Below are 14973 nucleotides of genomic sequence, written 5' to 3' on the forward strand. Positions count from 1 at the left end.
CGTCCCTCACCCCGCTCCGAACAGGTCCACCGCCTCGAAGGCGGCCTTCATCGTCTCGCGGCCGCGCGCGAAGGAGAAGCGCTCGGCCGCGTAGCTGCGGGCGGCGGTGGAGATGGCGGTCCAGAGTGCGTCATCCTCGGACAGGCGGGTGATGGCGGCGGCCCATTCAGCGGGCGTGGTGGCGATCAGGCAATCGTGGCCGTGGCGCAGGCCGATGCCTTCGGCGGCGACGGGGGTGAGGATCGTGGGGATGCCATGGGCCAGAGCACTCAGCACCTTGCCCTTGATCCCGGCACCGGACAGGAGGGGGGCCACGAAGATGCGGTGGCGGTCGAAGGCCGTGGCCATGTCGGCGACAAAGCCCACGGGGTCGATGCTGTCCGAGGCCAGCGCGCGGACCCGGTCATCCATCCCCGCGCCGTAGATCGTCAGATGCGCGTCGGGCACGAGCGGCAGGACGGAGCGGCAGAACCACGTCACGCCCTCGGCATTGGGGTGGTGTTTGAAGCTGCCGAGGAAGGAGAGGCCCGCGCGGCCCGGGAGCGGCGGCACGGCGGGGGGGATGTCGACCACCCAGGGGCAGGTCATCACGGGGACCGAGCCATCGGTATGGGAGGCGATGACGGCGTGTTCGACCTCGTTATAGCTCAGGACGAGATCGGCGGCGCGCATCATCTCGAGCTCTTCGTCGCGGATGCGGCGCATGGCGGCGAGGCGGGAGGGGTCATCGGTGCTGAGGGCGGCGCGCAATTCGCGCAGGAAATGGAGGTCGGCGTTGTTGAGCAGGATGCGCGCGCGGGGGGCATGGGCGCGGATGTGGCGGATCGTGTCCTGGGCCACGTAGTAGCGGGTGATGTAGACGGCGTCGAATTCGGCGGCACGCTGGGTGAGGAATTCGGCGAGGGAGGTGTAGAAGGGGGCGGTCACGACCTCGACCCCGATGTTCTGGAGGTCGTCGGTGTAGCTGCCCATATGGGCGAGGTTCTGGGGCAGGAAGGTGACCTTGTATCCCAGGGATTGGACCAGTTCGATCTCGCGCAGGGCGGCGTAGGAGCCGGCGTCGCGATCCGGGCGGGGGGTGGTGTAGTCGATGAAGAGGACGCGGCCCGCGATGCCGCGATCCTTTTCGAGGTCGGGGCTCTGCCCTTCCTTGCCGTGGGAGGCATAGGCGCGGGCCCATTGGCGTTTGAATTTCGGGCGGTTCAGTTCCTGGTGTTTCTTGAACCCTTGGGTGGTGTCGGTGCCGCTGGTCACGCCTTCGAAATGGTAGACGATGGAGGCGGGGACGAACCAGGTCTTGTAGCCCGCGTCGCGGATCTTGAAGGCGAGGTCGGTGTCTTCGAAATACATCGGTTCGAGGTAGGAGGAGAGGCCGCTGACCTCGTCCCAGATGCGCCTTGTGGTCATGAGGGCGGCACCCGAGAGGTAATCGGCTTGGCGCGCGTAGGAAAAACGCGGCTCCCACGGGTTGGCGCGGTTGCCGTAGTTCCAGGGATTGCCGTTGCCCCAGACGATCCCCCCCGCCTCTTGCAGCTTGCCGTCGGGGTAGAGGAGCTTGGCGCCCGCAAGGCCCACGTTGTCGAGGCGGGCGAAGGCATCGAGCAGCGCGTCGAGCCAGCCCACGGTCGGTTCGGTGTCGTTGTTGAGAAGGACGACATGATCGCCCCGGGCGGCGGCGACCCCCGCGTTGCAGGCGCGGATGAAGCGCTGCGGCTCGGCGTTGCGGATGACGCGGATGCCCGTGACGATCTGTTCGATCGTGGCGGTGTCGTCGGTCGAGGCGTCGTCGACGAGGATCACCTCGAAGCTGGCGCGGTTATGGGCGACGAGGAGCGCGCAAAGGCAGTAATAGGTGACCTCGGCCTTGTTGTGGGCGGGGATGATGACGCTGACCTGCGGGTTTTCCACGGCGGGAAAGGCGATGGGCTGAAGCTTGACCGTTTCATGGGTGCAATCGAGCGCGCGCGCCGCCGTCGCGAGCGAGGCCGGGTCGAGGCCCGGCACGGGATGGTCGAGATGGGCGCGCAGGCCGCGGTAGCGGTGATTGGCGCGCTGGGTCAGATCGGTGGGAAAGGGCGCACGGGTTTCGCGGGCGATGATGTCGTGCGGGGTGAGGGCGCGCGGGGCCAGAACGGCGAGCGACAGGAAGATCTGGCTGCCCGACAGGTCGCGGATCGACAGGTCGGTGATTTCGCCGCGCAGGCAGGCGGCGGGCAGGCGGATGGCGGTTTCGCCCTGGCCGATATGGATACGGTCGACCGGCTTGCCATCGGCGAAGAGGAGGAAGCTGTCGGGCCGTTCCGCCTTGAGCATCAGCGTATGGCCGTAATCGTCGGTCAGCGTGACGGTATTGGCGTCGGGTTCGAAGAGATCCAGCGTCTCTTTCCCGAGGCGCAGCTGGAGCGGCGGAGAATTCGGTCGGCGGGGCGGGACATGGGCGCGGAACCACTGACCATTGGTGGTCTTGGCAAAGGTTTCCTGACGCGGCTGGGGGGCCAGCGGATCGCTTTTCGCCGCCGCAATCCGGGCATCGGCGAGGAAGAGGAAGGGGAAATTGTCCTGTCCATCCTCGCGAAAGCCGAGGTAGCGGATTTGCAGGCTGACGGTGACGGGCCGGTCATGGGCCGGGCAGGGCAGGGTGACGGCCTGATAGCCGTCGGCCCGCCGCCCGCCCAGGAAAGCGGGGTCGAAAGGGACCACTATGGTCTGGGCGCTGCCCCCCGTGCCGGGGTCGAAGCGCACGATCAGTTCCGCCTCGGCGCGATGGGCGGCGATCAGGGCGGTGAAGGTTCTGGGCTTTGACGCGGGCGGGATCGTGACCGTGGCATCGAGGTCGATCAGGCGGGGCTTGTCGAATTCCCCGATCTGCAATTGCAGCGTTTGGCCGTTTTCAAGCGCCCAATCGGGCAGTTGGTTCACCATCGCCTCGGTCGAGGGGGGCAGGGATGTTCCATCGGGGCGCGTTTCGGCGCGAATGGCAGACGCGGCGGAAAAGGCGAAACTGTGCCGCAAGGTGATGGCGCGCAGGTCGGGCGGCAGATCGGCGACAGGGTCGAGCGGCAGGACATACCCGTCATGGGCCAGCGAAAGCCCGGCCTTCACCACCTTGGGCGCGGCGCGAAGGAACAGATGATCCCGCGACAGGATGGCGGTTTCGACACTCGTGAACAGGGACATGGAACGCGCGAACTGAATAAACGACCCTTTGAGGGTGGACAGGAGAGACCCAGCGCTGTCAACCCGTTGTGGTCATCTGTGGGGCGGCAGCCGCCCTTTCGGGTGCCTGATGTCCTGTCATTGCCCCGCGTGATCTGCCCTTGGTCGTGGCGGGACGGTCACATGCCCTTCCATCAGGCGGCGGGCGGTGCGGAAGACGGTCGCATGGGCGACATGCCATCCGTCGTCGGTGCGCGTGACGCGGGCCATGGCGGGCATCACGCCCGAGGCATGGCCGAGGCGCAGGATACCGTCCTGCGGTGGGTTGGCCAGATCGGCGACACAGGTGCCGGGGAGGGCGGCTGCGACAGCGGTGCACATCGAGCCGGTGAGGGTGACCGCGCGGTGGGCCTGCCCCATGGAAATCATGCGGATCGCGATGTCGAAATCCGTGGCGGACAGGGTTTCGCCCGCCGTGCTGCGATAGGCGCGGGGGGGTGCCACCATGCCGATCTTGGGGCTGCCGGCGCGGGCATGGGCGGCGTCCATCGTCGGGGTCAGGCCCATCGCCATGCTGCCCGCGCAGCGGATCGCCTCGAGCCTGTCCATGAGGCCGGGGGTGCCTTCGATCTCTTCGGGGGTTTCGTAGCCGGTCAGGCCAAGCGCCTCGGCGCGGAGGAAGACCACGGGGTTGGTCGCGTCGATCAGCGAGACCGCGATGGGGGCGGGCAGGCCCGGAACGTCGATCAGGTCGCTTGGATTGCCGGTCGGCAGGAGCCGCCCGGTCGCCGCCCCCGCCGGATCGACGAAATCGAGCCGGATGCGCGCGCCTTTGCCCGCGACCCCGGGATTGACGAAATCGCCCGTGACCATGGGCAGGCCATCCTGCACCGCGAAGCGGCTTTCGATGATCTTGCCCGTGTTGGTGTTGTGGATGCGCACCACGGCCTCCCCGTCCGGGGGGTGCACCAAGCCTTCTTCCACCGCGAAGGGGCCGATGGCGGAGGACATGTTTCCGCAGTTGGAGCTGTAATCGGGCGGGCCATCGGTCACCGGGATCTGGACGAAGGTGTAATCGACATCGGCATCGGGGCGGCTGGGCGGGTCGATGACGCAGATCTTGGACAGGGACGACAGGCCGCCGCCCATCCCGTCGAGCTGGCGCTTGCCGGGATCGGGGCTGCCCATGGCGGACAGGAAGATCCGGTGGCGTTCCTCGATGTCGGAGGGCAGGTCGCGGCCGTGAAAGACGAGCGCCTTGCTGGTGCCGCCGCGCATGAAGACGCAAGGAATGCGGAGTTGGTTGGTCATCTTGATCCCCGTCATGCCGAATAGGTCTTGTCGCGGGCGAGCCAATCGGCGGTGCCGATGATCGCCTCGCGCTCGGCGAAGCTGACCATGCGGTCCTGAAGGGCGTGGCTGTCGCCGTCGCGGCGGATCGCATGAAGCGTCTGTTCCATCGCCCAGAGGGCTGCGCGTTGCAGGTCGCTGGGGATGATGACGATGGCATAGCCAAGCGCGCCCAGCCGGTCGGTGGGGACAAGCGGCGTCTTGCCGCCTGCGAACATGTTGATGAGCTTGGGATAGGGGAGGCGTTCGGCGATCTGTTCGATCTGGTCGATGCTTGTCGGGGCCTCGACGAAGATCACGTCGGCGCCTGCTTCCATATAGGCATGGGCGCGGTCGATCGTGGCCTCGAACCCTTCGACGGCGAGACCGTCGGTGCGGGCGATCACGACCAGGTCGGGGTCGGTGGCGGCATCGCGGATGGCGCGGAGTTTCTGGGTCATTTCGCGCGTGGGGACGATGGATTTGTCGTCGTAATGGCCGCAGCGCTTGGGGAAATGCTGATCTTCTACATGAAAGCCCGCGACGCCCGCCCGTTCGAAGGCGCGGACCATGTGCTGGGCGTTGAGCGCATTGCCATAGCCGGTGTCGGCATCGGCGATCACGGGGATGGTGACGGCATCGACGATGGGGATGAGGCGGTCGGTGACCTCGGCCAGGCTCAGGAGGCCCAGATCGGGAAGGCCGGTCGCGCGCGCGATGGCCCCGCCGCTGGCATAGACCGCCGGGAAACCCGCGCGTTCGATCATGCGCGCCGAGATGCCGTCATAGCCGCCCGGTGCGACGACCGGCCCGCCCTGCCCCATCAGCTGGCGCAATCGTGTCGAAGGTTTCAAGACGCCATCCTCCCCCAGCCTCTCGGGCGCGAGAGTGCCGTCGCGCCCGGGAGGCCGCAAGGGGGCTCAGGCCTTGCCCCAGCCGCCTGCGGTGGGGGTGATGACGGTGACGGCCTCGCCCGGGTCCAGGACGGTCTGGGCGCAGGCGGGCAGCGTTTCGGTCGTGCCGTCGTTGCGCCGGACGAAGGTCTGGCCGAGTTGCCCGTCGCCGCCGCCCGCGATGCCGCGCGGCGGCAGGCTGCGGTGCGAGGAGAGGATCGCGCAATCCATCCGTTCCAGAAAGCGGATGCGCCGTTCGGTCCCGTCGCCAGCGGGGCATTGGCCCTGACCGCCCGATCCGGGACGCAGGGCGAAATGTTCGAGGAGGACGGGAAAGCGCATCTCGAGCACTTCGGGGTCGGTGAGGCGCGAGTTGGTCATGTGGACATGCACGCCCGACGTGCCGGGAAAGCCGCGCCCGGATTTCATGACGCCGGCGGGAGAGCCGGAGCAGATGGTTTCGTAATATTGGTGGGTGTCATTGCCGAAGGTCAGGTTGTTCATCGTGCCCTGGCTGTTGGCGATGGCCCCGAGCGCGCCGAAGATGGCGTTGGTCACATGCTGGCTGGTTTCCACGTTGCCCGCCACGACCGCGCGGGGATAGGCGGGTTTCAGCATCGAGCCTTCGGGGATGATGATGCGGATGGGGCGCAGGCAGCCTGCGTTCATGGGGATGGGTGCCTCGACCATGACGCGGAAGCAATAGAGGACGGCGGCGCGTGTCACGGGTTCGGGCGCGTTGAAGTTGTTTTCCATCGCGGGGCTGGTGCCGGTGAAATCGACGGTCGCCTGTCGCGCGTCGCGGTCGACGGTGATCTTGACCCGGATCACCTGGCCCGTGTCGGTGGGGTAGTCGTAGGAGCAATCCTGAAGCCCGCCGATCAGGCGCGCGACCTCTTCTGCCGCGTTGTCCTGCACATGGCCCATATAGGCCTGAACCGTGGGGAGGCCGAATTCGGCGACCATGCGGCGCAGTTCGGCGGCGCCGCGTTCATTGGCGGCGATCTGCGCCTTGAGATCGGCGATGTTCTGGTCGGGGTTGCGGGCCGGGTAGGGGTGATCGGTCAGGAGATGTCGCAGCGCCGCTTCGCGGAAGGAGCCTTGTTCGACGAGGATGAAATTGTCGAACAGCACGCCTTCCTCGTCCACGGTCTTGGCCAGCGGCGTCATGGAGCCGGGGGCGGTGCCGCCGACATCGGCGTGGTGGCCACGGGAGGCGACCCAGAAGAGGATCGTGTCGCCCGCATCGTCGAAGACGGGCGAGACGACCGTGATGTCGGGAAGATGGGTGCCGCCATTGTAGGGGGCGTTCAGCGCAAAGACATCGCCGGGGCGGATGTTGCCTGCATTGAGCCGGATCACGGTTTCGACGCTGCGGTCCATCGAGCCCAGATGCACGGGCATATGCGGTGCATTGGCGACAAGCGCGCCCGAGGCATCGAAAACCGCGCAGGAGAAATCGAGCCGTTCCTTGATGTTCACCGAATGGGCGGTGTTCTGGAGCGCCACGCCCATCTGTTCGGCGATGTTCATGAAGAGGTTGTTGAACACTTCGAGCAGGATCGGATCGGCCTCGGTCGTGCCAGCGGCCTGCGTGCGGGCCATGCGTTCGTGGCGGCGCATCACGATATCGTCGCGGGCGGTCAGTTCGGCGGTCCAGCCGGGTTCGACGACCACGGTCTGGTTGGGTTCGATGATGAGCGCGGGGCCGCGCAGCCGGTCGCCGGGGGACAGCGCCGCGCGTGGGAACACGGCGGCCTCGACCATCTTGCCACCGCTAAAGATCGGGACGTGGCGGTCGCTTGTCGCATCGCGTGTCGCGGTCGCGGCGGTGGTTTCGCTGGTCCGGGCGCTGGCGGCCTCGGTCATCTCGACCTCGACGGCTTCGACGGTCACGGGCTTGTCGGGGCTGACGAAGCCGAATTGCGCCTTGTGGGCCGCTTCGAATTCCGCGCGGGCGGCAGCAGCATTGCTGGTCCAGACCACGGGCAGGGCGGTGTCGGTGCCTGCATAGCGCAGGTGCAGGCGGGTGACGGCCGTTGCAGCAGCCGGGTCGACGCCTTGTTCGGACAGGTCGGCGGATACGGCCGCGCCCAGATCGCTTGCAAGCCGGTCGATGGCGGGCAGGGTTTCGGGGGCGAGCGTCTCGACAAGCGCCTGTTGGCGGCTGGCCGAAACGGTCGCGCGCCCGATGCCATAGGCCGACAAGAGGCCCGAAAGCGGATGGATCAGGACCGATTCCATCCCCAAAGAATCGGCGACAAGGCAGGCGTGCTGCCCCGCCGCGCCGCCGAAAGCATTGAGGAGGTACCTGGTCACGTCATAGCCGCGCTGGACGCTGATCTTCTTGATGGCATTTGCCATGTTCTCGATCGCGATGGTGAGGAACCCCTCGGCCACCTCCTCGGGGGTTTTCCCCTCGTCGGCGGCGATGGCTTCGAACCGCGCGCGGACCACATCGGCGTCCAGCGCCGCATCCTGATCGGGGCCGAAGACGCGGGGGAAAAACTCGGGGCGCAATTTGCCCAGCATCACGTTGGCATCGGTCACGGTCAGGGGACCGCCGCGCCGGTAGCAGGCGGGGCCGGGATTGGCCCCCGCCGAATCGGGACCGACCCGGAAGCGCCCCGGTTCGGCATGCAGGATCGACCCGCCGCCCGCCGCAACCGTGTGGATGCGCATCATCGGCGCGCGGATGCGCACGCCCGCCACCTCGGTGTCGAAGGCGCGTTCGTAATCGCCCGCGAAATGCGCCACATCGGTGGAGGTGCCGCCCATGTCGAAGCCGATGACCCGGTCAAAGCCCGCATCGGCCGCCGTTTCCACCATGCCGACGACACCGCCCGCGGGACCGGAGAGAATCGCATCCTTGCCCTGGAATTTCTCGGCCGCCGTCATGCCCCCCGAGGACATCATGAATTGCAGCGTCGGGCCCGGTTGGCCTGCGGGCGTGGCCCCCAGCGCATCGGCCACCCGCGCGACGTAGCGGCGGAGAATCGGGGAGAGATAGGCATCGACCACGGTCGTGTCGCCGCGTCCCACCAGTTTCACCAGCGGCGAGACCTCGTGGCTGACCGACACTTGCGCAAAGCCCAGGCCCCGCACCAGTTCGGCCAGTGCCGCCTCGTGCGCGGGGTTTTTCCAGGCGTGCATCAGGACGATGGCAACCGCGTCGATGCCCTTGGCCTTGGCCTCGGCCAGGGGGGCATGGAGGGTCGTGGTGTCGAGCGCCAATTCGATGGTGCCATCGGCGCGAAGCCGTTCCTCGACCTCGATCACCTGTTCGTAGAGCTGTTCGGGAAGGATGATCTCCTTGGCGAAGATATCGGGGCGGGCCTGGTAGGCGATGCGGAGCGCGTCACGAAATCCCTTGGTGATCAAGAGGATGGTCCGGTCGCCCTTGCGTTCCAGCAGGGCGTTTGTGGCGACTGTCGTGCCCATCTTGACCGTGCCGATGCGCGCAGGCTCGATGGTGCCGCCCAGGAGACGCCGGATGCCTTCGATGGCGGCATCGGCATAGCTTTCGGGATTCTCGGAGAGCAGCTTGAGCGGCGTCAGCGTGCCGTCGGGGGCGCGGCTCACCACGTCGGTGAAGGTGCCGCCACGGTCGATCCAGAAATCCCAAGGCTCGGGCGCATGTGTCATCGTGATCTCTCCGCTGTTCGTGCCGCCCGTTTTTCGGGCGATCCGGGAAGGGTGCCTGGTGCGCCCTCGCATTCCGATGACATTTTGTTGACAAATTGTCGATCAGTGGTCAACCTCCTCCTTACGCAGGGTCACGAAGAGCCCTGAACCACGAGATCCCGGCGCAGGATCGCGCCGGTCCAACAGCCATGGGAGATGCCTGATGACCTATTCCTTCCGCTCGATCGCGCTGGCCAGCGCGCTGACTGCCCTGACCCTGCCCGCCGCGGCACAGACTGCATGGGACATGCCGACGCCCTATGGCGACACGGTGTTCCACACGATGAACATCATGGAATTCGCCGATGACGTGCGCGAGGCGACGGGCGGCCAGCTGGACATCACCGTCCATTCCGCAGGCTCGCTGTTCGGCCATCCCGAGATCAAGGACGCCGTGCGCCGGGGGCTTGCGCCCATCGGGGAGATCCTCTTGTCGCGTCTGGCCAACGAGAACCCGCTGTTCGAGGCGGATTCGATCCCCTTCCTGGCCGACAGCTATGCCGATGCCCGCGCGCTCTGGGCCGCATCGCGCCCTGCCGTCGAGGCGCTGTTGGCCGAGCAGGGTCTGACGCTGCTTTACGCCGTGCCGTGGCCGGGCCAGTCGCTTTACCTGACCGAGGAGGTGACGGACCCCGCCGCGCTTCAGGGCGTGACCTTCCGCGCCTACAACACCGCGACCGAGCAGCTGGCCAATATCCTTGGCATGGTGCCGACGCAGGTCGAGGCGGGGGATATCCCGACGGCTTTCGCGACGGGCCGGGTCGCGGCGATGATGACTTCGCCCTCGACCGGCGTGTCGTCGCAGGCGTGGGATTTCACGAGCGTCTATGTCGATGTGAACGCATGGCTGCCCAAGAACGTGATCTTCGTGAACACCGAGGCGCTGAACGCGCTGCCCGAGGATCAGCGCGCCGGTCTGCTTGCGGCTGCCGCCGAGGCGGAAGCGCGCGGTTGGGCGATGTCGGAGGCCGAGACCGCGACCCAGATCGCCACGCTGGAAAGCAACGGCATGACCGTCGTCCAGCCCTCCGAGGCGCTGTCGGCGGCACTGGCTGCGGCAGGGGCGCAGATGACCGAGGAATGGCTGGCGCGCGCCGGTGACGAGGGTGCGGCCATCGTCGCGGCCTACGAGGCGGCACAGTAATCATCGAACGGGGCCGGGCGGAGATGCCCGGCCCCCTTTCCCTCGGGCCTGGCCCGGTTTCGCGCAACATGCCTGGCACATCCGACAGGGAGGCGGCCGCAATGCGTCGTATGCTCGATCTCATCTATACTTCCGCGCTGGTGGCTTCGGCCGGGGCATTGGTGACCATCGCCGTCCTGGTCTTTGCGCAGATCGGGGGCCGTATCCTTGACCGGTTCCTGTTGGCCATGGGGCGGGAGGTTGTCGGCTTCCAGGTGCCGTCGCTGGCCGAGATCGGCGGGTTCCTGTTCGTCGGTGCCGCCTTTCTGGCGCTGCCCGCGACGCTGAGGGCGGCGGGGCATGTGCGGGTGACGATGCTGGCGCAGGCGCTGCCCGGGGCGGCGGCACGGGCGGTCACGATCATCGTCCTGGCCGCGGGGCTGGGGCTGGCCGCATTCGCCGCATGGCACAGCGGGGTGCAGGCGCAGGACAGCTGGGCCTTCAACTCGGTCTCTTTCGGGATGGTGCGGGTGCCCTTGTGGATCCCGCAAGGGGTGATGACGCTGGGATTGATCCTGTTCGCGGTCGCGCTGGCCGATGAGCTGGTCGCGGCGCTGCGCGGGGCCACGCCCGCCTTCCGCGAGGCCGAAGCGGCGCGCAGCATCGACGACGGAGGGCATTGAGATGGATCTGTTCACCCTGTCGCTCATCCTTGTCGCGGTTCTGTTCGTCTGTCTGGCGCTGGGCCTGTGGGTCGGCTTTTCGCTGATCGCGGTCGGGTTGGTCGCCATGACGCTGGCCACGCCCGCGCCGGTGGGCGCCGTTTTCGGGACCAAGGCCTGGGCCGCGCTCAATATCTGGGACCTGACGGCACTGCCCATGTTCATCTGGATGGGCGAGATCCTGTTCCGGTCACGGCTGTCATCCGACCTGTTCACGGGGCTTGCGCCCTTTACCCGGCGGCTGCCGGGGGGGCTGTTGCATGTCAACATCATGGGCTGCGCGCTGTTTGCGGCCGTGTCCGGCTCGTCTGCGGCGACCACGGCCACGGTGGGGCGGATGTCGCTGCCCGAACTCAAGGCGCGCGGCTATGACGACAAGATGGCCATCGGCACGCTGGCGGGGTCGGGCACCTTTGGCTTTCTGATCCCGCCCTCGATCATCCTGATCGTCTACGGGGCCGCGACCGAGCAATCCATCGCGCGTCTGTTCCTGGCGGGCGTCCTGCCGGGGCTGATGCTGGCCGCGATGTTCGGCGGTTACACGATGTTCTGGGCCTGGCGGAACCGCCACCTGATGCCCCCGCCCGAACCGCCGGCACCCTGGCGGGAAAAGATCCGGGCGGCGGCGCTGTTGTTGCCGACGGTCGGGTTGATCGTGGCCGTGATCGGCTCGATCTACGGCGGCCTTGCCTCTCCCACGGAGGCGGCGGTCGTGGGCGTGGTGGGCGCGCTCGCCATCTCGGGCCTGTCGGGGGGGCTGGATCGCAAGGGCGCGTGGGACAGCCTGCGGGGCGCAGCGGTCACGACCTGCATGATCGCCTTCATCCTTGTCGGCGCGGCCTTTCTGACCGGGGCGATGGGCTATACCGGCATTCCGCGCAGCCTTGCGGCATGGATCGGGGACCAGGGCTTTTCGCAATATGCGTTGCTGGCGGCGCTGTTGGTGTTCTTCATCGTGCTGGGCTTTTTCCTCGATGGGATTTCCATCGTTGTGCTGACCGTTTCGGTCATCTTGCCGATGGTTCTGGCCGCGGGCATCGACCCGATCTGGTTCGGTGTTTTCCTCGTCCTCGTCGTCGAGATGAGCCAGATCACGCCGCCCGTGGGGTTCAACCTGTTCGTGCTGCAATCCATCACCGGCAAGGGGATTTTCACCATCGCGCGCTATGCCGCGCCCTTCTTCTTCCTGCTGGTTGCGGCTACCGTGATCCTGACGCTGTTTCCGCAGATCGCGCTTTGGCTGCCCTCGACCATGTCCGCACGATGACCGACCGCCGCCCATCCCTGCCCGATATCGGGCCTGTCGTATCCTCGGCGCATCTGGCCGACAGCGCCTTGCCCGCGCTGTCGGAGGTCGAGTTTGCGCTGACCATGGCCAACCACGCCTATCAGCGCTGGATGGTGCGCTGCATGACGGCGGCGGGCGGGCCGACGATGTCGCCGCTCGAGGTGTTGATCCTGCACCTGGTCCATCATCGCGGGCGGCCCAAGACGCTGGCCGAGGTCTGCCTGATCCTGAACATCGAGGATACGCATCTGGCCAATTACGCGATCAAGAAGCTGACGCAGGCGCAGCTTTTGAAGGCCGGGCGCAAGGGCAAGGAAAAGACCGTGGCGATCACCGAGGCGGGGGCGACGTTATGCGCCCGCTACAAGGAGGTGCGGGAGGCGCTTTTGGTGCGGGCGGCGCGCCAGTTGGGCCATGATCCCGAGGATATGAGCCGGGTGGCCGCGCTCCTGCGCGCGCTGTCGGGCAGCTACGATCAGGCCGCGCGGGGTGCGGCGGCGCTGTGACCTCCTGGCTCGCGCGGAGCGGGCGCTGGATGCTGCCGGGGGGGCTGGCGATCGGGCTGATCTCGCCCACGCTGGCCGAGGCGCTGCGCCCCATCATCGGCCCGGTGGTCGTGATCTTGCTGTTCCTGGCCGTGCTGCGGATCGGGCCCGAAGGCTTGCGGATCGGGCGCGCGGGGCTGATGCGCGCGGGATTGCGCGCGCTGGTCCTGCAATTGGCCCTGCCCCTGGCCATAGCCCTGCCCCTGGCTGCGGCGGGTGTGCTGGAGAGCAGCCTTGCGCTCGGGGCGGTTCTGTTCCTGTCGGCCGCGCCCCTGACCGGGGCTGCGCATTTCGCGGTGATGGCGGGGGGGGCCCCTGCGCCCGCGCTGCGCCAGACGGTGATCGGCACGGCGCTGTTGCCTGCGACGGTGGTGCCGGTTTTCGCGCTGGTCCCGGCCTTTGGCACTGCTTCCGAGGTGATCGGGGCGGTGGGGCGGCTTTTGGTCATCATCGCGCTGGCGGGTGGGGTGGCGCTGTGGCTGCGGTCGCGGGGATGGGTGCAGGCGAGCCCCCGCACCTTTGTCCGGATCGATGCCATCGCGGCGGTGTTGTTGGCGGTGGTCGTCATCGGCATCATGAGTGCCGTGGGCCGGACGCTCAGGGAGGATCCCGAAAGCTTCTGGCTGGCCATGGCGCTGGTTTGCGCCATCGGGTTCGGGTTGCAGGCGCTGGCGGTCTGGATGTTGCGCGATGGCCCCGATCTGCCGGCGCTCGCGGTGATCGCGGGCAATCGCAATGTCGCGCTGTTCCTGGGTGTTCTGCCTGCGGCGGTGAGCGATGAGCTGTTGCTGATGATCGGCTGTTTCCAGGTGCCGATGTATCTGACGCCCCTGATCCTGCCGCGCCTGATCGCGCTGAAGCGGCGGGGCGGCGGTGCAGGGTTCGGGGCAAATTGACAGCGACTTGCCGCCCCGTCATCAAGGGCGGCAGGGCAGATTTCGGGGGCGGGGCATGGACAGGCTGGGGCAGGAAAAGATCTCGCTCTGGGATGCGACCTCCGAAGAGGTGCGGCCCGATCCGGCGGATTTGCCCGAAAGCGTCGATCTGGCCATCGTGGGGGGCGGCTACACGGGCCTGTCCACCGCGCTGCATGCCGCGCAGGCGGGGCTGTCGGCGCATGTGATCGAGGCCAATGAGATCGGTCATGGCGGATCGGGGCGCAATGTCGGCCTGGTCAATGCCGGCGTCTGGATGCCGCCCGCGCAGGTGCGCGCGGCGCTTGGGCCCGATTACGGGCCGCGGTTCCTGCGCCGGTTCGCGGATGGGCCCGCGATGGTGTTCGACCTGATCGAACGGCACCAGATCCGTTGCGAGGCGACGCGGGCGGGCACGATCCATGCCGCCCATGCCGCCGCAGGCCTGCGGGATCTGGAGGGGCGCTGGCGTGAATGGGTTGCCATGGGCGAGCCGGTCGAGATGCTGGACGCGGCGCAGACGGCAGAGGCGCTGGGCACCGATCGCTATGTCGGCGGGTTGCTCGATCACCGGGCGGGGACGGTGAACCCGATGGGCTATGTCCGGGGTCTGGCGCGGGCGGCAAGGGCGGCGGGGGCGGGCCTGTCCACCGGCGTGCGGGTGACGGGGTTGCACAAGCAGGCGGGCGGCGGTTGGCGGGTCGAGACGGATCACGGCCCGGTCCGGGCGCGGGCCGTCGTGCTGGGGACGAATGCCTATACCGACAGGCTTTGGCCGGGGCTGAACGCGACCTTTACCACGATCCATTATTTCCAGTTCGCCACCGTGCCCCTTGGGCCCGAGGCGGACCATATCCTGCCGGGGCGGCAGGGGGTCTGGGACACGGCGCCGGTCATGACCTCGATCCGGCGGGATGCGCGGGGGCGGCTGATCATCGGGTCGATGGGGCGGGTGATCGGCAGCCGCGAGCGGGGGCTGTCGCGGCGCTGGGCCGAGCGGACGCTGAAGCGGCTTTATCCCGGTCTTGGCCCGGTAGAGTTCGAAGAGGCCTGGCACGGCCAGATCGCGATGACCCCCGACCATCTGCCGCGCATCCATGTGCTCGACGAAGGGCTTTACACCCCCATCGGCTACAACGGGCGGGGCATCATCACCGGCACGATCTTCGGTCAGGCGATGGCGGATCTGTTGACGGGGATGGACCCGGCCGATCTGCCGCTGCCGGTCACCGACCCGGCGGCGGTGGCAACCGCGCCCTTGATGCGGCGGGTCTATGACCTGTCCTTTGTCGCCAATCAATTCCTCAAGGGACTGTGAC

10 protein-coding genes are annotated in these 14973 nt (G+C 67.6%); 6 read left to right on the plus strand and 4 right to left on the minus strand.

All coding sequences use genetic code 11. The features are described from left to right. Positions 1 to 6 precede the first annotated feature (6 nt). The 4 genes from AABA51_RS01900 to AABA51_RS01915 all read right to left on the minus strand — a co-directional run bounded on the left by AABA51_RS01900 (position 7) and on the right by AABA51_RS01915 (position 9023). Positions 7 to 3177: a glycosyltransferase gene (locus AABA51_RS01900; RefSeq protein WP_338273864.1), complete on the minus strand. Its 3171-nt coding sequence runs from the start codon at positions 3175 to 3177 to the stop codon at positions 7 to 9. Between the two features lie 117 nt (positions 3178 to 3294). After that, positions 3295 to 4467: a 2-methylaconitate cis-trans isomerase PrpF family protein gene (locus AABA51_RS01905; protein ID WP_338273866.1), complete on the minus strand. Its 1173-nt coding sequence runs from the start codon at positions 4465 to 4467 to the stop codon at positions 3295 to 3297. 11 nt (positions 4468 to 4478) lie between these two features. After that, positions 4479 to 5339: an isocitrate lyase/PEP mutase family protein gene (locus tag AABA51_RS01910; protein WP_338273868.1), complete on the minus strand. Its 861-nt coding sequence runs from the start codon at positions 5337 to 5339 to the stop codon at positions 4479 to 4481. 66 nt (positions 5340 to 5405) lie between these two features. Beyond that, positions 5406 to 9023 carry a hydantoinase B/oxoprolinase family protein gene (locus AABA51_RS01915; protein WP_338273870.1) on the minus strand — a complete coding sequence of 1206 codons (3618 nt, stop codon included), beginning with the start codon at positions 9021 to 9023 and terminating at the stop codon, positions 5406 to 5408. A gap of 202 nt (positions 9024 to 9225) precedes the next feature. On the opposite strand from AABA51_RS01915, the gene AABA51_RS01920 reads away from it, so the two are divergent. The 6 genes from AABA51_RS01920 (at position 9226) to AABA51_RS01945 (ending at position 14972) form a co-directional block, all read left to right on the plus strand. Next, positions 9226 to 10206 carry a TRAP transporter substrate-binding protein gene (locus AABA51_RS01920; RefSeq protein ID WP_338273872.1) on the plus strand — a complete coding sequence of 327 codons (981 nt, stop codon included), beginning with the start codon at positions 9226 to 9228 and terminating at the stop codon, positions 10204 to 10206. A 101-nt stretch (positions 10207 to 10307) separates the two neighbouring features. Beyond that, on the plus strand, positions 10308 to 10868 hold the full coding sequence (locus tag AABA51_RS01925) for a TRAP transporter small permease (protein WP_338273874.1): 561 nt from the start codon (positions 10308 to 10310) through the stop codon (positions 10866 to 10868). Between the two features lies 1 nt (position 10869). Continuing rightward, positions 10870 to 12174, plus strand: coding sequence for a TRAP transporter large permease (locus AABA51_RS01930; protein WP_338273876.1), 1305 nt, complete (start codon positions 10870 to 10872; stop codon positions 12172 to 12174). Beyond that, positions 12171 to 12701, plus strand: a complete 531-nt coding sequence (locus tag AABA51_RS01935; RefSeq protein WP_338273878.1) for a winged helix DNA-binding protein — start codon at positions 12171 to 12173, stop codon at positions 12699 to 12701. The genes AABA51_RS01930 and AABA51_RS01935 overlap by 4 nt, the downstream gene beginning before the upstream one ends. Beyond that, on the plus strand, positions 12698 to 13636 hold the full coding sequence (locus AABA51_RS01940) for a hypothetical protein (RefSeq protein ID WP_338273880.1): 939 nt from the start codon (positions 12698 to 12700) through the stop codon (positions 13634 to 13636). Before AABA51_RS01935 ends, AABA51_RS01940 begins: the two co-directional genes overlap by 4 nt. Before the next feature lie 55 nt (positions 13637 to 13691). After that, positions 13692 to 14972 (plus strand): NAD(P)/FAD-dependent oxidoreductase, encoded by a 1281-nt coding sequence (locus tag AABA51_RS01945; protein WP_338273882.1) that lies wholly within the window; start codon positions 13692 to 13694, stop codon positions 14970 to 14972. The last annotated feature ends 1 nt before the right edge of the window (position 14973 follow it).

Source organism: Roseicyclus marinus (genome assembly GCF_036322625.1).
GTDB classification, from domain to species: Bacteria; Pseudomonadota; Alphaproteobacteria; order Rhodobacterales; family Rhodobacteraceae; genus Roseicyclus; species Roseicyclus marinus_A.

What these genes read in the sequence shown, in the direction of transcription:
- AABA51_RS01900 (WP_338273864.1), bottom strand. Translation starts at nt 3,177, where the DNA reads ATGTCCCTGTTCACGAGTGTCGAAACCGCCATCCTGTCGCGGGATCAT.
- AABA51_RS01905 (WP_338273866.1), bottom strand. Translation starts at nt 4,467, where the DNA reads ATGACCAACCAACTCCGCATTCCTTGCGTCTTCATGCGCGGCGGCACC.
- AABA51_RS01915 (WP_338273870.1), bottom strand. Translation starts at nt 9,023, where the DNA reads ATGACACATGCGCCCGAGCCTTGGGATTTCTGGATCGACCGTGGCGGC.
- AABA51_RS01920 (WP_338273872.1), top strand. Translation starts at nt 9,226, where the DNA reads ATGACCTATTCCTTCCGCTCGATCGCGCTGGCCAGCGCGCTGACTGCC.
- AABA51_RS01925 (WP_338273874.1), top strand. Translation starts at nt 10,308, where the DNA reads ATGCGTCGTATGCTCGATCTCATCTATACTTCCGCGCTGGTGGCTTCG.
- AABA51_RS01930 (WP_338273876.1), top strand. Translation starts at nt 10,870, where the DNA reads ATGGATCTGTTCACCCTGTCGCTCATCCTTGTCGCGGTTCTGTTCGTC.
- AABA51_RS01935 (WP_338273878.1), top strand. Translation starts at nt 12,171, where the DNA reads ATGACCGACCGCCGCCCATCCCTGCCCGATATCGGGCCTGTCGTATCC.
- AABA51_RS01945 (WP_338273882.1), top strand. Translation starts at nt 13,692, where the DNA reads ATGGACAGGCTGGGGCAGGAAAAGATCTCGCTCTGGGATGCGACCTCC.